16 protein-coding genes and 1 pseudogene are annotated in these 18,748 nt (G+C 69.7%); 12 read left to right on the top strand and 5 right to left on the bottom strand.

The genetic code is table 11. The features are described 5' to 3' along the window. Window positions 1-203: 203 nt before the first annotated feature. The 6 genes from EIZ44_RS02005 to gcl all read left to right on the top strand — a co-directional run bounded on the left by EIZ44_RS02005 (window position 204) and on the right by gcl (window position 8,180). Window positions 204-1,391: a cupin domain-containing protein gene (locus EIZ44_RS02005; RefSeq protein ID WP_134727536.1), complete on the top strand. Its 1,188-nt coding sequence runs from the start codon at window positions 204-206 to the stop codon at window positions 1,389-1,391. 416 nt (window positions 1,392-1,807) lie between these two features. Next, window positions 1,808-2,755: a ferredoxin family protein gene (locus EIZ44_RS02010; protein ID WP_205673012.1), complete on the top strand. Its 948-nt coding sequence runs from the start codon at window positions 1,808-1,810 to the stop codon at window positions 2,753-2,755. A gap of 777 nt (window positions 2,756-3,532) precedes the next feature. Further along, window positions 3,533-4,513, top strand: coding sequence for a 2-dehydropantoate 2-reductase (locus EIZ44_RS02015; protein WP_134661545.1), 981 nt, complete (start codon window positions 3,533-3,535; stop codon window positions 4,511-4,513). A 255-nt stretch (window positions 4,514-4,768) separates the two neighbouring features. Further along, the gene (locus EIZ44_RS02020; protein WP_037805872.1) at window positions 4,769-5,593 is read left to right on the top strand and encodes a hydroxypyruvate isomerase family protein; all 825 of its coding nucleotides are present in this window, start codon (window positions 4,769-4,771) and stop codon (window positions 5,591-5,593) included. Further along, window positions 5,593-6,483, top strand: a complete 891-nt coding sequence (locus EIZ44_RS02025; RefSeq protein ID WP_134661544.1) for a 2-hydroxy-3-oxopropionate reductase — start codon at window positions 5,593-5,595, stop codon at window positions 6,481-6,483. The genes EIZ44_RS02020 and EIZ44_RS02025 overlap by 1 nt, the downstream gene beginning before the upstream one ends. A 2-nt stretch (window positions 6,484-6,485) precedes the next feature. Next, window positions 6,486-8,180 carry a glyoxylate carboligase gene (gcl, locus tag EIZ44_RS02030; protein ID WP_134727537.1) on the top strand — a complete coding sequence of 565 codons (1,695 nt, stop codon included), beginning with the start codon at window positions 6,486-6,488 and terminating at the stop codon, window positions 8,178-8,180. A gap of 46 nt (window positions 8,181-8,226) precedes the next feature. Here gcl and EIZ44_RS02035 read toward each other — a convergent pair whose 3' ends face one another. Continuing rightward, entirely contained in the window at window positions 8,227-9,033 is an 807-nt protein-coding gene (locus tag EIZ44_RS02035; RefSeq protein WP_134727538.1) for a helix-turn-helix transcriptional regulator, read from the bottom strand. A 44-nt stretch (window positions 9,034-9,077) separates the two neighbouring features. Here EIZ44_RS02035 and cmtR point away from each other — a divergent pair, with 44 nt between their 5' ends. The 3 genes from cmtR to EIZ44_RS02050 all read left to right on the top strand — a co-directional run bounded on the left by cmtR (window position 9,078) and on the right by EIZ44_RS02050 (window position 11,103). Then, window positions 9,078-9,410, top strand: a complete 333-nt coding sequence (cmtR, locus tag EIZ44_RS02040; RefSeq protein WP_037805875.1) for a Cd(II)/Pb(II)-sensing metalloregulatory transcriptional regulator CmtR — start codon at window positions 9,078-9,080, stop codon at window positions 9,408-9,410. Then, a complete protein-coding gene (locus EIZ44_RS02045; RefSeq protein WP_205673013.1) occupies window positions 9,407-10,078 on the top strand; it encodes a cation efflux transmembrane domain-containing protein in 672 nt (223 codons plus the stop codon). Before cmtR ends, EIZ44_RS02045 begins: the two co-directional genes overlap by 4 nt. A gap of 284 nt (window positions 10,079-10,362) precedes the next feature. Then, window positions 10,363-11,103 (top strand): SDR family oxidoreductase, encoded by a 741-nt coding sequence (locus EIZ44_RS02050; RefSeq protein ID WP_134727539.1) that lies wholly within the window; start codon window positions 10,363-10,365, stop codon window positions 11,101-11,103. Window positions 11,104-11,107: 4 nt separating this feature from the next. Here the strand turns inward: EIZ44_RS02050 and EIZ44_RS02055 are convergent, their stop codons facing one another. Together EIZ44_RS02055 and EIZ44_RS02060 are read right to left on the bottom strand one after the other, a co-directional pair. Next, complete coding sequence (locus EIZ44_RS02055) at window positions 11,108-11,779, bottom strand: hypothetical protein (protein ID WP_134727540.1); 672 nt, start codon at window positions 11,777-11,779, stop codon at window positions 11,108-11,110. Between the two features lie 797 nt (window positions 11,780-12,576). Then, on the bottom strand, window positions 12,577-13,035 hold the full coding sequence (locus EIZ44_RS02060; protein WP_134727541.1) for a single-stranded DNA-binding protein: 459 nt from the start codon (window positions 13,033-13,035) through the stop codon (window positions 12,577-12,579). Between the two features lie 387 nt (window positions 13,036-13,422). On the opposite strand from EIZ44_RS02060, the gene EIZ44_RS02065 reads away from it, so the two are divergent. Beyond that, a complete protein-coding gene (locus tag EIZ44_RS02065) occupies window positions 13,423-15,690 on the top strand; it encodes a glycoside hydrolase family 15 protein (RefSeq protein ID WP_134727542.1) in 2,268 nt (755 codons plus the stop codon). A gap of 22 nt (window positions 15,691-15,712) precedes the next feature. Here the strand turns inward: EIZ44_RS02065 and EIZ44_RS45060 are convergent. After that, window positions 15,713-16,534, bottom strand: a pseudogene (locus EIZ44_RS45060) (DMT family transporter); the annotation flags it as partial. A 36-nt stretch (window positions 16,535-16,570) separates the two neighbouring features. Here EIZ44_RS45060 and EIZ44_RS02075 point away from each other — a divergent pair. After that, window positions 16,571-17,131 (top strand): TetR/AcrR family transcriptional regulator, encoded by a 561-nt coding sequence (locus EIZ44_RS02075; RefSeq protein WP_134727543.1) that lies wholly within the window; start codon window positions 16,571-16,573, stop codon window positions 17,129-17,131. Window positions 17,132-17,135: 4 nt separating this feature from the next. Here EIZ44_RS02075 and EIZ44_RS02080 read toward each other — a convergent pair whose 3' ends face one another. Then, entirely contained in the window at window positions 17,136-17,699 is a 564-nt protein-coding gene (locus EIZ44_RS02080; RefSeq protein ID WP_134727544.1) for a CGNR zinc finger domain-containing protein, read from the bottom strand. A gap of 104 nt (window positions 17,700-17,803) precedes the next feature. On the opposite strand from EIZ44_RS02080, the gene EIZ44_RS02085 reads away from it, so the two are divergent. Continuing rightward, window positions 17,804-18,712: a pyridoxamine 5'-phosphate oxidase family protein gene (locus tag EIZ44_RS02085; RefSeq protein WP_134727545.1), complete on the top strand. Its 909-nt coding sequence runs from the start codon at window positions 17,804-17,806 to the stop codon at window positions 18,710-18,712. Window positions 18,713-18,748: the final 36 nt, after the last annotated feature.

An 18,748-nucleotide genomic window follows, 5' to 3' on the forward strand; every position in this document is an offset into this window, starting at 1 on the left:
GGCGATCTCCCGTAGCGTGAGGCGCGCCCAGTCGTCGACGTTGCGAGGTCCGGATGGCTCAAGAACGCATGACAACCGACACCGACACGGCCGCCAGCGGTCTGCTGCTGAGCGTGGAACCGCTGACCGCCGCGGTGGACCGCGGCAAGGCCAACGGCGCCGTGGCCGACAACGACGGCAACGACTAGCCGTTGTCGCGCTCCATGACGGAGATTCCCGGACTGGCCGGCCTCGTGGCACCGCTCGAGGCCGGCCAGTTCTTCGCAGAGGTCCTCGGCAAGGAGCCGCGGCGGTTCCCGGGGGAGAAGGGCCGGTTCGCGTCGCTGCTGCCGTGGGCGGAGCTGGACCGCGTGCTGCGCCAGCACCGCCTGGAGTTCCCCCGGCTGCGGCTCGCGCTCGACGGCGACGTCGTCCCCGCGCACACCTACACCGAAATGGTGTCGACGCGGCGCAACGGCCTGGTCCCGCGCGTGCTGCCGGCCCCATTCGCCGAACATCTGCGCGCCGGCGCGACGCTCGTGCTCGACTCGGTCAACGAACTGGTCGGCGAAGTCGGCGAACTGGCGAGCAAACTCGAGCACGATCTGCGCGAGCGGATCCAGGTCAACCTGTACGCGGGCTGGGGCACCACGCACGGCTTCGACGTGCACTGGGACGACCACGACGCATTCATCATCCAGCTTTCCGGGCGGAAACGGTGGCGCCTGCACGGGGTCACCCGGCGTTCGCCGCTGCAACGCGACGTCGAACTTCCGGAACGCCCCGAAGGCGAACCGCACGACGACTTCCTGCTCGAGGACGGCGACGTCCTCTACCTGCCGCGCGGGCATTGGCACGACGTGTCGGCGGTCGGCGAGGAGTCGCTGCACCTGACGATCGGGTTCAATGCCGCCACCGGCGTGGATCTCGTGGCGTGGCTGGCTGACCAGCTGCGCTCCGACGAACTGTTCCGCGCGGACCTGCCCCGGTTCGCTGGTCCGGACGCGCGGGCCGAACGGGCCGAAGCGCTCCGCCGGCGGCTCGCTGAGGTGACCGCGGGCGATGTCGTCGATCGTTTCCTCGCCGACCGGGACGCCCAGGCTCCGGCTCAGACCCGCATCGGCCTGCCGTGGGCGGCGACGGCGGACCTGCTGCCGCCGGACGACGACTTCGAGGTCCGGCTGCTCGTCCCACGCGCCGCACTGGTGGACGACGACGGGACGGTTGCGCTGGTCGGTGCGGGGAAGCGGCTGGTCTTCGCGGAGGCCGCGCGACCGGTGCTCGCTGCGTTGCTCGGGTGCGGTCCGCAGCCGTTCAAGGTTCTGGTCGACGCCGCGCCCGGGGTGCCGCCGGAGACGGTGCGGGCGCTGTTGAAGGAGCTGGTGGTTCAAGGGCTTGTTGCTCGGGCTTGACTGCGGGCTTTGTCGGGGTGCCTTGGTGGTGCGGGGCAGCGTGAGTTGGGTGCTGTGAGGCCTCGACGCTCGGCCCTGGTCGCAGGGTTCGTCGGGGTGCGAGGCTGGCTCCCGGTCTGGGCTGCGGAGTTTCGCCAGGCGCGATCGCTGAGGCCACGGCGCTCGGCCCTAGTCACCGCCGTCGTCGGGCGTGCGGGTGCTGCCCGGGTGGCTGGTGGTGAGAGGTGCCGCCCGGGCTTGATGGAGGGCGTCACGCGCCCCGGCGATGGCATGTCCGCATAGCCGCCGCGACCTGGCGGTGCGAGCGCTGGTCGCCAGCGGCCTCGGACGCCCGGAGCATTGCCCGATCGAGTGACGTCGCGCGACAGTGACGGTCGCCTCGAAAAGAGCTGGTGCGCCGTCAGCTATACTTAGGCATGCCTAAGCCCGACGTGCCGCACTCGGGCCCGGGGATCTGCTTCCCGGGCCGGAATGCTGCGCCCGGATGCGCCGCGCTCACCCGAGAGCTCGGCGGCGAGCCTGCGGGGACCGCCGCGCGTATGACGTCCTGGCTGCTGGTCGAGCAGCCGGGCTCGTGGGGCCCGGACGCGCTCGAAGACGTGCTGTCCGCCGTGTTCCCCGCCGAACGCCTCGATGCCGCGCGCGCCGCTGGCCTGCGCCCCCTGCTGATCCGGAAGCCGGGACGGCACGCGCGGACGCCAGGCGCCCCGCGCACGGTCTACGTCGCTAGCGGACACCCCGGCGACCGCTGGACGGAACGGCTCGACCTCGCTGACCTGGCTGATCTCGCCCATCTCGATCTGGAAGCGGTCGCGGCCGGACGTCGCGGGCACGGGGAACCGGTGTCCGGTCCGCTCTTTCTGGTCTGCACGCACGGCAGCAAGGACATGTGCTGCGCCGTTTTCGGCCGTCCGCTGGCGACGAGCCTCGCGCAGAACCATCCCGGGCGGGTGTGGGAGGTCAGCCACGTCGGCGGGGACCGCTGGGCCGGAAACCTCCTGACCGTGCCGGACGGTTTCCTCCACGGCAGCCTCGCGGTGCCCGACGCCGAACTGGCGGCGAAGGAGGCGCTCAGCGGCAACGTCCGGCTGGAGAACCTGCGTGGCCGGACGTCGGCGGAGAGCGCGTGGTCGCAGTTCGCCGAGATCGAGGTCCGCGGACGCACTGGCTTGCGCGGTCTCGACGCGGTGCTGGCCGTGACCGAGGAATCCCGGGGCGACGCCCGGAGTGTCCTGGTCGAGGCGGGACAGCGACGCTACGAGGTCGTGGTCCGGCGGACGGCGCCGACGTCCTCCGTGCACAGCCGATGCACCGCGCGGCTGGTCTTATCGGGGTTCGTGGCGGAGTCGGTGCGCGAAGTCTGACCTCGGTGGTTGGGCTGCTCGGCGAGGGACTCCGCAGGCTGGCCACGCTACTGACCGACGGTCCGTGAGCGGCGGCTGGTCTGCCGGACTTCAAGCGGGCGCATCGCAAGACACGAAGGTCCCCGGCAGTTCATGCTCGTGAGTGGCGATGCCGGTTCTAACCGGCATCGCCACTCACCCAACCAGGCTTCTCCGCAGCGGGTGGGCAGGGTTCGCCCCGCCGATGGGCGCGGTCGGCCTCGCGGAGTTCCGCAAGGGGGCTGGTTAGGTGCTCTGCGAGGGGGACCTTGCAAAGTTCCGCGAGGGGAACGTTGTGGTGCTTGACAAGGGGGGCCTTGCGGAATCCTGCAACAGAACGTTGCGGTGCTCAGCTAGGGGATGCTGCGGGGTTCCGCGAGGGGCGTTGCGGCGTTCGGCGAGTGGCACGTTGCGGGCCCCGCGAGGCGAACGCCGCGGTGCTCAGTGAGGCACGTTGCGGGGTTCCGCGTGGGAGCGCTGTGATGCGCGGCTTGGGGATGCTGCGGGGTTCCGCGAGCGGGACGGTGCGGGATTCCGCAAGAGGAGCGCTTCGGTGCTCAGCGAGACGAATCAGGTTCCCCCAACGGACCTTTCACCGTCCGCCGCGGTAGCGGGAGCACATGCCCGGCGCACCGACCCCTGCGGACCGACCCCGTCGTTCGTCATCGGCGCTTCCGATCACCAAAACCTGGCCCGCAGTCACCAGACGGGATACTGTATGCAATCTATCATCGGCGGGATACCGACCGGGAGGCGACCATGCGGGTGGCGGTTCTGGGCGCAGGAGCGATCGGCGCGTACGTCGGCGCGGCGCTGCATCGCGGTGGCACCGAAGTTCACCTCATCGCGCGCGGTGCGCATCTCGCGGCGATGGCGGCGGACGGGGTGCGCGTCCGGAGTCCCCGCGGGGACTTCACGGCGCATCCGCACGTCACGGCGGATCCGAGCGAGGTCGGGCCGGTCGACTACGTTTTCCTTGGCCTCAAAGCACATTCGTATCCGGACTGCGGTGCCCTCCTCACCCCGTTGCTGCGGGAGAACACCGCGCTCGTCGCGGCGCAGAACGGCATTCCGTGGTGGTATTTCCACGGGCTGGCCGGTCATCCGCTGGCCGGCCGCCGCGTGGAAGCCGTCGATCCGGGCGGGGCTACCAGTCGGGTGCTGGACGTCGAGCGGGCGATCGGGTGTGTCGTCTACTGCTCGACCGTCATCGAGGAACCGGGCGTCATCCGGCATCTCGAGGGCACGCGGTTTTCCCTCGGGGAACCGTCCGGGGAGAGTTCCGTCCGCTGCCGGAAGCTCGCCGACGCGATGGTCGCGGGCGGGCTCAAAGCCCCGGTCGAGCCGAGGCTGCGCGACGACATCTGGGTCAAGCTGATGGGCAACGTCGCGTTCAACCCGCTGTCCGCGCTCACCCGGGCGACCATGGCGCAGATGTGCGAGCACGACGAAACCCGCGCGCTCGTCGCGGCGATGATGACCGAAACCCTGGCGATCGCGCGGGCGGCGGGTGCGGATCCGCAGGTCTCGGTCGAGAAACGGATCGACGGCGCGTGGCGCGTCGGGCACCACAAGACGTCCATGCTGCAGGATCTGGAAGCGGGCAAACCGCTGGAGATCGACGCGATCATCGGTGCGGTCGTGGAACTCGCGGATCTCACCGGCGTCGAGGCGCCCGCGTTGCGGCATGTGCACGCCGCGATCGGATTGCTCAATCGGACGGCGATTCCGGTCGGCTGAAAAGGAAATCGCGCGACCGTCCACTGTGGAATAAAGAGTGACCACTGTGGACGGTCGCGGCTAGAGCCGCTCGCCGAAGAGGTCGGCAAGGGTGCTGCGCCCGGATCGAGCGACGCCGTGGCGCGCCCGGCGTCTCGAGGAAACCTGCCCGCTTCCCGTTGACCGGAGCCTCCGCATCCAGCTATTCTCGAACTACGGAAGAAAACTTCCACGAAGCGAAATTAGCTGATCGAGATGTGAGGAGCCGAGGTACTCATGACCGGTCCCGCCGGGGAGCGGCACTCGCTGCCCTACACCGCCAACCTGTCGATCCTGTTCACCGAACTCCCGCTGCTCGAGCGCGCGCAGGCCGCTCGGGCAGCGGGCTTCACCAAGGTGGAGTACTGGTGGCCGTTCGACAGCGCCGACCCGTCGGGAGCCGACGTCGACCGGTTCGCGCGGTCGATCGAGCAGGCGGGCGTCCAGCTGACCGGGCTGAACTTCTACGCGGGCGACATGGCCGCGGGCGAGCGCGGGCTCGTGTCGTGGGTCGGCCGCGAGGCGGAGTTCGCGACGAGCCTGACGGTCGCGCTCGGGCTCGCCGAACGGCTCGGCTGCCGCAGCTTCAACGCGCTGTACGGCAACCGGATCGACGGGACCGCACCGTCCGAACAGGACGATCTGGCCCGCACGCACCTCGCGACCGCGGCGAAGGCGGCCGAGGGCATCGGCGCACAGCTGGTGCTCGAACCGCTCTCCGGCACCCCGGCGTACCCGCTGAAGACCGCGGCCGACGCGGTCGCGGTGCTCGACGAGCTCGGCCTGGACAACGTCCGGCTGCTCGCGGACCTCTACCACCTGGCGGTCAACGGCGACGACCTCGACACCGTGATCGCCCGCTACACCCCGCGCACCGGGCACGTGCAGATCGCCGACGCGCCGGGCCGGCACCAGCCGGGCACGGGGGAGCTGGATCTCGAAGGACATCTGGAAAAGCTGCAGGCGGCGGGCTACGCCGGACCGGTGGGCATCGAGTACAAACCGGACGGTTCCACTGTGGACTCGCTGGCCTGGCTGCCGTACGAGCGAAGGGGAAACTGATGAGCAGGATCGGGTTCATCGGACTGGGCGTGATGGGCACGCCGATGGCCGCGCACCTGGCCGCCGCCGGACACGAGGTGAGCGGGTTCGACCTCAACGCCGACGCGCTGGCGAAGCTGGAAGCGGCGGGCGGGCGCGCGGCGAAGGACGTCGCCGACGCGGTGTCCGGGGCCGAGGTCGTGATCACCATGCTGCCGAACCACCCGCAGGTCGAGCAGGTCGTGCTCGCCCCGGGCGGCGTGCTCGACACGATCGCGCCCGGCACGCTGCTGGCCGACATGAGCACCATCCGGCCGGAGACGTCGATCGAGGTCGCGAAAGCCGGTGCGGCCAAGGGAATCCGGGTGCTGGACGCGCCGGTGTCCGGCGGTCAGGCCGGGGCCGAGCAGGCCACTCTGTCCATTATGGTCGGTGGCGACGAGGCCGATTACGCCGCGGCGAAGCCGGTTTTCGACACGCTCGGCAAGACCGTGGTGCACGTCGGCCCGCACGGTGCGGGCCAGGTCGTGAAGGCGGCCAACCAGCTGGTGGTCGGCGGGATCTACGGGCTGGTCGCCGAGGCGATCGTGCTGCTGGAAGCGTCCGGAGTGGACGCGGGCACCGGGCTCGACGTCCTCGCGGGCGGTCTCGCCGGCAGCCGGATCCTGGAACTGAAACGGAAGTCGATGGTCGCGCGGCAGTTCGAGCCGGGCTTCCGGATCGACCTGCACCACAAGGACATGGGCATCGCGCTGGCCGCGGCCCGGCAGTCCGACGTGGCGCTCCCGCTCACCGGCCTGGTCGCGCAGCTGGTCGCGGCCGGGCGGGCGATGGGCTACGGCTCGCTGGACCACTCCGCGCTGCTGAAGGTCGTCGAAGAACTGTCCGGCCGCTCGTCCGAGGAGGTTTGACCATGGCCCGGGTCCCCGCTATGCAGGCAGTCGTCGACGTGCTGGTCGACGAAGGGATCGACGTCGCCTTCGGCTGCCCAGGAGCGGCGATCCTGCCGCTGTACGACGCGATGCAAGGCCGCGGCATCGACCATCTGGTGGTCCGCCACGAAGAGGGCGCGACGCATATGGCCGACGGCTGGGCGCGCACCACCGGCAACGTCGGCGTCGCGATCGGCACGTCCGGTCCGGCCGGCACCAACATGATCACCGGCCTCTACACCGCGCACGCGGATTCCGTCCCGATCCTGTGCATCACCGGGCAGGCCGCGACGACGAAGCTGCACCAGGAAGCGTTCCAGGCGGTCGACATCGTCGAGATCGCGCGGCCGGTCACGAAGTGGGCGGTCCAGGTGAAGGAAGCCGCGCAGCTGCCGTGGATCTTCCGCGAGGCGTTCCGCATCGCGCGGTCCGGACGGCCCGGCCCGGTCCTCATCGACCTCCCGATCGACGTGCAGAAGCAGATGATCGAGTGGGATTCGTCGATCGACTCGGCGTTGCCGGTCAGCACGGTCAAACCCGCTCCGGCGCGGGTCGAGCGGGCGCTGGACATGCTGCTCGCCGCCGAACGCCCGCTGATTCTGGCCGGCGGCGGCGTCGTCCTCGGCGAGGCGAGCGAACCGTTGCGGCAGCTGGCGGAGCGGCTCGGCGTCCCGGTCGGCGTCACGCTGATGGGCAAGGGCAGTTTCCCGGAGGACCACGAGCTGTTCGCCGGCATGGCGGGCATCCAGACGTCGCAGCGCTGGGCCAATGCCGCGTTCCTGGAGTCGGACCTGGTCCTGGCGCTGGGCGCGCGGTTCGGCGACCGGCACACCGGCGAGCTGTCGGTGTACCGCGGCGACCGGAAGTTCATCCACGTCGACATCGAGCCCACGCAGCTGGGCAAGGTGTTCGGGCCGGACCTCGGCGTCGTCTCGCACACGCGGGAGTTCCTGGAAGCGCTGCTGGCGGCGCTCGACGCGCGCACCGCCCCGGCGCGGGACCGCGCGTGGGTCAAGCGGCTCGGCGACCTCAAGGCGGAGCTGCCGCGCAAGGAGGACTTCGACTGCACGCCGATCAAGGCGCCGCGGGTGTTCAAGGAGCTCAACGAGTTCTACGGCCCCGAGACGTACTTCGTCACGGCGATCGGGCTGTACCAGATCTGGTCCGGGCAGTTCCAGCGAGCGCACCTGCCGCGGCATTACCAGGTGTGCGGCCAGGCAGGCCCGCTCGGCTGGGAGATCCCGGCGGCGATCGGCGTCAAGAAGGCCCGGCCGGACGCGGAGGTCGTCGGCGTCGTCGGCGACTACTCGTTCCAGTTCCTGGTCGAGGAGCTGGCGGTCGCCGCGCAGTACGACGTCGGGTTCGTGCTCGTGATGCTCAACAACGAGTACCTGGGCCTGATCCGCCAGTCCGAGCTGCCGTACGAGATGAACTACCAGGTCGACATCCACTACGACGACCACGGCACGGACAACGTGAAGATCATGGAAGCCTACGGCTGCTCGGGCACCCGCGTCGAGGACCCGGGCGAGATCCGGTCGTCGCTCGAGTGGGCGCGGAAGGAAGCCGAGCGCACCCGGCGGCCGGTGCTGGTCGAGATCATGATCGAACGCGAGGGCAACGCCGCGATGGGCGCCGCACTGGACGCGGTGCGCGAGTTCGAAGCGGCCGACTGACCGGGAACCGGGCCGGAGCGGGCTTGCTCCGGCCCGGTTTTCGGTGCTACGGCGCGGGAATCAGTTCGGCGAGGGAAGCGAGGGCCTCGGCGTTGCGGGTTCCCGGCGTCGCGTGGAAGACCACCAGCTGCAGGCTGACCGGTCCGGGGATGTCGAGTTTGTCGCTGTGCAGATCCAGATTTCCGACCGCCGGGTGGCGGAACCGGACGAGGTGGCCGGTGCGGGGTTTCACGTCGTGCCGGGCCCAGAGGCCCCGGAACTCGTCGCTGCTGGCGGTGAGGCCGGCGATGAGTTCGGCCGCCGCGGGGTCGGCGATGCTGGGGCCGAGCGCGGCCCGCAGGCCCGCGACGCCGTCTGCGGCCATTTGCTCCCAGTCGTGGCGGAGTTCTCGTTCGGCCGGGTCGAGGAAGACCGCGCGGAGCAAGTTCCGGCCGACCGCGTAGTTCGGCGAAACCGCTGCGGCGACGGGGTTCGCGGCGAGCACGTTGGTGAGCCGGTCCTGGACGTACGCGGGGTTCGTCGCCCAGGTGGAGATCAGTCCGGCGATGCTCGCGGGCACCTGCGGCTCGGGCTGGCCGGGTTGGTTCGGGCTCGCGAGCTGATGCAGGTGCTGGCGGGACGCGTCGTCGAGGCCGAGCGCCCGCGCCAGCGCGTCGAGCACCTGCGCTGACGGGTTCTGGTCGCGGCCCTGTTCGAGCCGGATGTAGTAGTCGCTGCTGATTCCCGCCAGGAGCGCGAGTTCCTCGCGGCGGAGGCCTCGCACGCGGCGTCGTCCGTTGTCCGGCAGCCCGACGTCGGCCGGGGAGATCCGCTCTCGCCGGGCGCGGAGGAAGTCGCCGAGGAGGTTGTCCACCGCGTCAGTGTATTTGATTCAGTGACTGCTGTACTGTTGCGCCTGTGCTGACCTCTGAGACTCGCGAACTGGCGCTCGCCCGGCTCGGCCGCGCGCTGGCGGACCCGACGCGCTGCCGGATTCTCGTGGCGCTGCTGGACGGGGTGGCGTACCCGGCGCAGCTGGCCGCGGAACTGGAGCTGAGCAGGTCGAACGTCTCGAACCATCTCGCGTGCCTGCGCGGGTGCGGGCTGGTGCTCGCGACGTACGAGGGCCGGCAGGTCCGGTACGCGATCGCTGATCCGCATCTCGCGCACGCGTTGGCGGAGCTGACGAAGGTGGTTTTGGCGGTCGCGCCGACGGACGCGTGTGCCGACGAGCCGCAGGCGGCGCGATGACCGAGCCCGATCGGGACTGTTGCGCGGATTCAGAGGGCGGCGAGGCCGTGTCGCTGGCTGGCCCTCCGGTAGTGGATGCCGCGCGGCGGGCGGTCTTGCGGCGGCGAGTGCGGTGGCTGGTCGCCGGGACCATCACGTACAACGTGGTCGAGGCGATCGTCGCGGTGTCGGCCGGGACGATCGCGTCGTCGTCGGCGCTCATCGCGTTCGGGCTCGATTCGGTGGCCGAGGTGCTGTCCGCGGTGGCGGTTGCGTGGCAGTTCGCCAGCGCGGATCCGGAGCGTCGGGAGCGGGCTGCACTGCGGGTGATCGCGGTGTCGTTCTTCCTGCTGGCGGCCTATGTCGCGGTCGATTCGGTGCGGTCGCTGTTCGGCGAGGAGGCTTCGCATTCGACGGTCGGGATCGTGCTCGCGGCGGTGTCCTTGGTCGTGATGCCAGTGCTTTCCGGCGCGCAACGCCGGGCCGGGCGGGAACTCGGCTCGGCGAGCGCGGTCGCCGACTCGAAGCAGACGCTTCTCTGCACTTACCTCTCTGGCGTGCTGTTGGTCGGGCTGCTCGTGAACGCGCTGTTCGGCTGGTACTGGGCGGATCCGGTCGCGGCATTGGTGATCGCGGCGGTCGCGGTCCGCGAGGGGCTCGAGGCCTGGCGGGGCGAGCACTGCTGCTGATCGCGGGTCAGGCGTTGCTGGATGGCGCGCAAGGTCATCGCCAGCGCGACGAATACGCTGATCAGCAGCAGCGCGGGGACTAGATCGCTCACCTCGGTTGGCCTTTCTCCGGTTGGTCGTCTCGGATCGAGAGCATGACCTGGTGCGGGCCCGGATTTCGCCGCCGCTCACGCTTCCTTGACTGCACTCCGGCCGATGTTGATGCGGCACTGCCCTTGCGTTATGCGGACACGTGTCCGGTAAGCTATTCGGACACGTGTCCGTATCGGTGTCAGGGGTAGGAAATGTCAGGTGTGGCAGGGAAAGTCGTCGCGATCACCGGGGCGAGCAGCGGAATCGGCGAGGCGACCGCCCGGCTGCTCGCCGAACGGGGCGCGGCGGTGGTCCTGGGGGCGCGTCGCGAGGATCGGCTGGACGCGCTGGCGAAGGAAATCCGCGACGAAGGCGGTCGCGCGGTCGCGTGCGTGACCGACGTGACCCGGCGCGCGGACCTGGACCGGCTGGTGCGGCGGGCGGTCGAGGAGTTCGGCCGGCTGGACGTGCTGGTCGGGAATGCCGGGATCGCCAAGCTGGGGCCGGTCGCGGACGCGGACGTCGACGGATGGTCGGCGATGATCGACGTCAACGTGCGCGGGGTGCTGAACGGGATCGCGGCGGCGATGCCGGTGTTCCGGCGGCAGGGGCGGGGCCATCTGGTGACGACGGTGTCGACGTCCGGGTTGAAGATCGTGCCCGGGCAGGCGGTTTACGCCGGGACGAAGAACGCGGTGCGGACGATTCTGGAGGCGCTGCGGCAGGAATCGACGGACGGCGTGCTCCGGACGACGTCGGTGTCGCCCGGGTTCGTCCGGACGGAGCTGGCGGATTCGATCGACGATCCGGGGGAGCGCGAGCAGATCCGGCGGCGGGTCGAGGAATTCGCGCTGGATCCGGCCGCGGTGGCGCGGGCGATCGCGTTCGCGGTGGAACAGCCGGACGATGTGGAGATCGGCGACATCACCGTCCGGCCCGCGGTGCAGAACTGAGGGCTCAGAGGCACGGCGGCTGGTAGCCGTCGATGAGGAGTTCGCGGAAGTCGAGCGAGTTGGGGGTTTTGCCGACGAAGACCAGGCCGCGGGCTTCGGTCAGCGCGGAGGCGAACGAGTACTGCGGCTGGCCGAGTTCGGGAAGCCAGGTCCAGGAATCGGGGTCGAAGGGGAAGAACTTGCGAACCAGCTGGCCGCCGGTCGCGGGGATGCGGGTGAGCCATTTGTCGCCGCCGCTCCAGTGGGAGGCGGGGCGCAGCTGGACGTAGAAGTCGTCGTCGGCGCTGTAGGTCAGCCAGAATCCGGTGGAATGGCTGAGGTCGGCCTGCGCGTCGAACTGGTTGCCCAGCCAGACCACGGCGACGTGCCATTCGTTGTTCTGGAAGACGATTTTCGCCGCGTAGCCGTCGCCTTCGGGGACGAGGAGGCTTCCGGTGGGCGGGACGGTCGTGCCTTCGCCGCTGGCCAGCCATTTCTGGAGGCGGTTGATCGAGGGGGTGTTGCATTCGTCGTGCACGTGGCCGCCGCGGTGCGCGGTGTGCGCCGTGTGCGAGGCTGGCGCGCCGGGTGTGGCCTGTGCGGCGTGGGCGGCTGGTGCGGAGAGCGGGGCCAGCAGCAGTACGGAAATCGCGGCGAGGACTGTGGTTCCGGCCTTGGTCCGGCGAAGTGCGGGCATGGCCGGGAAGCTACCAGCGGGATTTCCGGCCGGTCAGGGCCGATAGTCGGCTTCTGGGCAAATGGTATGGACCTTTGTGGGAAAGGGCCAGACCACTGCTGTGTGGCGGTGTTTGCGAGCGGTCAGCATGCTGCGGCCGGTGGCTGGGGCTCGGCTGCCGAATTGCGGCCGGGCTCCCATCGGCTGCCGGTAGCTGGCATCTGGTTGCCGAGTAGCGGCTGGGGCCCTTGGGCTGCCAGTAGCTCGCGCCGGGCCGCCGAATAACAGCTGGGCACCCTTCGGCTACCGCTGGCAGGCACCCAGCCGCCGAACGGCGGTTGGGTGCCCGTCGGCTGCCGCTGACTGGGGCTCGGTTGCCGAAGGGTGGCCGGGCACCCATCGGCTGCCGGTAGCTGGCACCTGGCTGCCGAGTAGCGGCCGAGGCTCTTAGTCCGCCGGTGGCTGGCGCACGGCTGCCGAATCGCGGCTGGGCACCCTTCGGCTACCGATGGCTGGCACCCAGCTGTCGAACGGCGGTCGGCGCCCCTCTGGGTGCCCCTCGGGCGGCGTGGCTGCCGCCCGAGGTGTGCGTGGGGGTTCCGGCGTCAACGGTCGGTGTGCAGCTGAGCATCCTTCGGTTCGCCGCGGGCGAGCGGCACGGACGGCAACGTCGGTGAGGGCGACGGCATGCGCGGGCCGGGCTGGCCGGAATGCTCGGCTCTTGGGCATTCCGGCCAAGCTCCGGTTACGGGGGAGCAGTCGCCGAGATTGCGGGCTGCCGCGTCGCCTATCTCGCTGGCCAGCGGGCACGCGGGAGGTCAGAAGGGCGGCTCCTCAGTCACTCCGACCCCGGCGGACACTGGCGCAGCGCCCCAGGCATCCCCGCCTGGTCCTCCCGTCTCGTTGTTGTTCCGGCTGACCTTGGTGGCTCTGGCGGTCGCGTACCGCAGCGACGGGCCGATCTCGTCCACCTGCAGTTCGACTACGGTGCGTTTCTCGCCTTCCTTTGTTTCGAAGGATCGCTGAACCAAACGTCCGGTGACTACGACCCTTGCTCCTCGGACGAGGCTTTCCGCGACATTTTCCGCTGCTTGCCGCCATATGCTGCACCTGAGGAACAGGGCCTCGCCGTCCTTCCATTCGCCGGATTGTCGGTCGAGGGTGCGCGGGGTCGACGCGACCGTGAAATTCGCGACTGCTGCTCCGGACGGGGTGAAACGCAGTTCCGGGTCTGAGGTCAGGTTTCCGACCACTGTGATGACGGTTTCTCCAGCCATGATCACACTCCTTGGTTTCGGGTCGCCAAGTCCATGGCGACAGGTCTGAGGATCGGTTCCCGTCCATCGTTTGCCGGGAACAACCGTTCAGTGCTGAATAAATGCGTGTCTCGCGCGCGTCTGTCTTGGTCTTGACGGGAAACGCGGCACTGCGGGGCGAAGCTGCGGAAACGGGCTGGGCGAAGGGTGGCTCCGGTCATGGTGACGGCTCCTCAGGTCGGTGCGGACCCGGACCTGGGCGCCGCTTCGGGAACTAGGAGACCATCCGGGTACGACAGTTTTCGGGGCTTCCCGGTCACTCCATCGGGTGGGACTCTTGACGGCGGGGAGAGAGCGGGAGGGTTCCCGCCGTTCGGCTGTTGTTCAAGGGCGGGGCACCGGGGCAGCATGAGCGGCATGGTCGGTGGGAAGTGGGGACGGGCGGCGGCGGTGGTCGCGGTCGTGGGGATTTCGGTGGTGGGGCAGGGGATCGCGCCTGCGGGAGCCGGGGCGAAGCCCGGTGCGGCGGTGCAGAACAGTGCGCAGCCGCCGGGGGATTGCTGTGGTGGGCCGTCATCGTGGACAACTGGGGACAAAACGGCGCTCGGGACGGCGGCGGGGACGGCCAGCCCGTTGTGGTTCACCGTTGCGGGAGGGGTCACGTCGGAGGTGTTCTATCCGCGTGCGGACGTCGCCAACATGCAGGACATGCAGTACGTGGTCACGGACGGGAAGTCCTTTGTGGACCTTGAACGCGACGCGACGGAGCATGTCGTTGCGATGCCCGACGAGAAGGCGCTCGAATACACGGTCACGAACACCGCGAAGAGCGGGCGTTATCGCATCACCACGACGTACGTCACCGACGCTGGGCGGCCGACTCTCCTTACTCGCACGCGGTTTCAGTCACTTGACGGTGGCCAGTATCAGGTCTACCTGCTCGCGAATCCTTCGATGGCGGGCGGTGCAGCGAATGACACGGCGGGGTGGGACGGCACTGGGTTGACCGCTAGCGGGACGGAGGAGTTGTTCGGGGCTACGACTACGGTGGCGTCGGCGTTGCGGGCGTCGACCGGATTCATCGCGCACGACAACGGATATTCCGGCGCCGCCAGTGATTGCCTGGTAGACTTGCGGGCACATCGAACTCTTGCGAATCACTTCGATTCCACTGACCACGGCAATGTAGTCCAATGTGGACAGATCCCGGTCGGGCAGGACACGACGTTCTCGGTCGCGCTCGGCTACGGGAGCGACGCCCAGGGCGCGGCGGCGGCCGCGGACGGGTCGCTGGCGAGTGGATTCGGCAATCTGGAACAGGCGTATCGGCGCGGGTGGGAGGAGTATGTCGGCAGCCTGAAGGCGGTGCCGGGCAGCGTGGCGGGCGACGAGCGGCAGCGCAGGGCGTATTACGTCGCGCTGATGGCGTTGCACGCGGCGGAGGACAAGGCGCATCGCGGCGCGAGCGTCGCGGGGCTGGCCACGCCGTGGGGCGACGTCGTGAACGGCGACGTGCTCAACGACGGGTACCACCGCGTGTGGGGACGGGACCTGTACCAGCAGGCGACCGGGCTGCTCGCGGCGGGCGACGCGGCGCAGGCGAAGCGGATGGCGCAGTTCCTGTGGTCCTCGCAGTGGATTTCGACGCCCACCCAAGGCGACGGGACGACGTACCCGGCCGGCGCGTTTCCGCGGTACAGCCCGGTGAGCGGGGTCCAGGGGGCCACGCCGCAGCAACTCGGCTGTTGCGAGCAACTCGACCAGGATTCCGACGCGATCGTCCTCGCCTGGATGACCGGGCTCACCGACGCGGCCACGTACGCGCGGGTCAAGGTCACGGCGGAGCACATCCGCACGAGCGGGCCCGCGACGACCGAGCGGTGGGAGGAGCAGTACGGCCGGTCGCCGTCGTCGATCGCGGCTGAGGTGGCCGGGCTCGTGACGGCCGGGGCGATCGCGCGCGCGAACGGCGACACCGCGGCGGCGCAGCAGTGGGAGTCCACTGCGGACTCGTGGCGCGCGCAGCTCGACAGCTGGACGCGCACGACCGCCGGTTACTGGGGCGGGCACACGTATTACGAGCGCATCGACAAGGGAACCGACCCGAACGACACCGGGCAGATCTGTTTCGACGAAGGCTGCTTCTACGAGCACGACGTGGTCGACTTCGGGTTCCTCGACCTCGTCCGGCTCGGGCTCCGCGGACCGGCCGATCCCGAGGTCGCCGAGTCGCTGGCCCCGACGGCGGCGGCCCGCGACGGCAACGCGCCCATGCAGGTCACGACCCCGAACGGCGACATCTACTTCCACCGCTATCCGCACGACAACTACGGCGAGAGCACCACGGCGTGCACTGGCTGGCCGGCGAACGGGCCGCAGCGGTTCGGGCGGCTCTGGCCGGTCCTGTCCGGCGAGCGCGGCGAGTACGAGCTCGCCAACGGGCGTTCGGCGGCGGTGTACCTGAAATCGATGGCGGACGCGGCGAACGACGGGTACTTCATTCCCGAGCAGGTGTGGGATCGCGCCGACGTCGCGTGCTTCGGGCTGGGCCGCCCGACCGGGAGCGCGGCGCCGTTGATGTGGGCGGAAGGCCAGTACCTCCGGCTCGCGCAGAACATCGACGCGGGGAAGAACCTGGAGACTCCGGAGGTGGTCCGGCAACGCTACGGCGGCTGACCCGGCCGTTCGCGACGACGGCGGCGACCAGGGCCAAGCCGAGGCCCACGCCGGTCAGCACGGTGAACGGTTCGCCGAACAACACCGTGCCCCACACCGACGTGACCGGCGCGATCAGGAACATCAGGCTGTTCACCGCGGTCATGCCGATCCGTCCGGCGAGCAGCCAGTACAACCCGTACCCGCCGAAGGTCGCCAGCACGATCAACCACGCGAGGGCGAACCAGAAGTGTCCGGACGCGGGCGGTGCCGCGTTCCCGGTCGCCAGCGCGAGGGCGGTGAACACGACCGCCGAGGTAGCGCAATGGACGGCCAGCGCGCGCAACGGGGGAGCGGGAACGCGAGCTCGGCGTTCGAGCACGGTGGAGGCGACTAGCCCGAGCATCCCGGCGAACGGGATCAGGTACGCCCAGGCCGGGGCGTGCGAAGCAGCGTTCGACCAGCTGACCAGGACCACGCCGACGAGACCCAGTGCGAGCCCGATCCATTGCCGTCCGGTCGCCGCGACGCCGAGAAGCGGACCGGCGAGCGCGGCGGCGACGAGCGGCTGCACGCCGTCGATGAGTGCGGTGGTGCCGGTGCTGACTCCTTCGCCGATCGCCCAGTAGACGGTGAGCAGATAACCCGACTGGGACAGCAAGCCGATCAGGACATGCCTGCCCAGTTCGCGCATCGAACCGGGGCGCAGGAAAGGCGCGAGCAGCAGCGCCAGCGGCAGGAACCGCCACATCAGCACGGTCGGCACGGGCGCGTCGGCCGCGCCGAGCTTCGCGCCGATGAACCCGGACGACCAGCACGCCACGAACAGGACCGCCGCTCCGACTATACCGATCTGTTTACCCATGCCGCCGGACTATACAGATCGGTATACACTGGGGCCATGGCCATCGACTGGACCCCGAAAGCGCAGGCGGTGCTGACCGCCGCGTCGGAGCTGTTCTACGAGCGCGGCATCCACGCGGTCGGCGTCGACGTCATCGCGGCGAAGGCGGGCGTCGCGAAGAAGACGCTCTACGACCGGTTCGGCTCGAAGGACCGGCTGGTCGTGGAGTACTTGTCCGCCCGGGACGTGCGCTGGCGGGAGTTCCTTGGCGAATGGCTGGAGAAGGCCGGAACAACGCCGCGGGACCGGCTGGTCGCGGTGTTCGACGCGTCCGAGGCGTGGGCGAAGAAATACGGCGGCAAAGGCTGCAGCATGATCAACGCGCACGCGGAGATCAGCGATCCGGCGCATCCGGCGTACGCGGTGATGACCGAGAGCAAACGGTGGCTGCTCGGCGTCCTCGTCGAAGTGGCTGAATCGGCGCGTGTTCCGGAGCCGCGCAAGGTGGCCGAGCAGATCATGCTGCTGCACGAAGGCGCGATCGTGATGGCCGGCATGCAGGTTGGCGAGAACGTCTTCGCGCGCGCCGCGGAAACGGCGGTGGTGCTGCTGGGCTGAGCCGTCAGCGGGTCGATCGGATCTTTTCGTAATGCCGTGCGGCGCGCGCTCGGTTGCCGCAGGCGACGGAGCACCATTCGCGGCGCGGATGCGTCTTCATGAAGTAGAGCACGCACCCCGGCGCGTAACAGGCGCGCAGCTTGGCGGCATCCGGTCCGCCTAGTAGCGCGATCGATTCTCGTGCCACGCGGGCTAATCCGGTGACGACCGGTGAGGTGCCGCGCGAGGAGCTTTCCTGCAGTTTCCCGGCCGTGAAGGTCAATTGGGGGACTGGCAAGTGGGTCACGAGGTCGTTCAGGTCGCCGAGTGCGGTGTCCAGGTCGACGGCGGGGGACTGCCGGTCGTCGGCGGTCACTTGCGCGGCGAGGCGGCGGACGGCATCGCGCAGCCGGCGTGCCAGCGCGAGTTCGGCGGCGGACGACTGCCGCGAACCGCGCTCGAGGCCGACGTCGTCGAGCCACGCGTCGAGGTCTTCGCGGGTGCGGAGGTCGTCGTGGAGCCCGCTCGTGTCGGCCCAGACGGTCGCCATCAGGCGGACCGGCACGACCTCGTCCGGCAGCATGCCCATGGCCGAGACGGTATCACGGATGGAATGGGTTGCATCCGTGAGAAGCGGCTGCTAGAACTTCTCACGGAACCTCACGGAGCAACCCGTGAGAAAGGGAGGGTGCGATGAGCCACGCGATCCAGCGGGCGTTCCACTCCGGCGAGCTCGCCGTCCAGCGGGAGGCAGGAGTCGAACGCCAGGCCGCGCGGCTGTCCCGGATGGCTGAACCGGCCGGGATTTCCGCGGGAATGGCGGGTTTTCTGGCCGAGCGGACGTTTCTGGTCCTGACCGGACGCGCAGTGGACGGACGGTTGTGGACGTCGCCGGTCACCGGCCCGCCCGGGTTCTTGGAAACCAGATCGGCAACGACCCTCGCGATCCACCGCGTGCTGCCGGAAGGCGATCCGCTGCACGGGCTTCCGGCGGGGCAGCTGCTCGGCATGACCAGCGTAGAGTTCGCGACCCGCCGCCGGGTCCGGATCAACGGCACTCTCTCGACCGCCGCGAAAGACCACCTGATCGTGGAGGTCGAGCAGGCGTACGGCAATTGCCCGCAGTACATCCAGCAGCGGGCCCTCACGCACGACGTCGAGCCGGCACCGGCAGAAGAACGTGCCGAGCTGAGTGCTGACGACACCCAGCTGATCCAGGAAGCGGACACGTTCTTCCTCGGCACCGTCAACCCCGCCCACGGCGCGGACGCGTCCCATCGCGGCGGCGCGCCCGGATTCGTCCGCGTCGAGGGAAATGCCGTGCGGTGGCCCGATTATCCGGGAAACAACCTCTTCAACAGCCTCGGCAACATCGCCGCGAACCCGGAAGCCGCGCTGCTCTTCTTCGACTTCGCCACCGGCCGCATCCTCCAGGTCTCCGGCACCGCCGAGACCGCATGGGGCGAAGCGGGCCGCTCGGGCGACGACGGCTACACCGGCCGGATCGTCCGGTTCGCGGTGCAGCGCGTGGTTGGCGGCCGTCCCGTCGCCCGACAGGTCGCGCACACGCCGTACCCGCGCAATCCTCAGCTCATCAAGTGAAAGACATCCCAGGAGCTTGAATGTCAAGCCGCAACG

Source organism: Amycolatopsis nivea (assembly GCF_004522235.1).
GTDB classification, from domain to species: Bacteria; Actinomycetota; Actinomycetes; order Mycobacteriales; family Pseudonocardiaceae; genus Amycolatopsis; species Amycolatopsis nivea.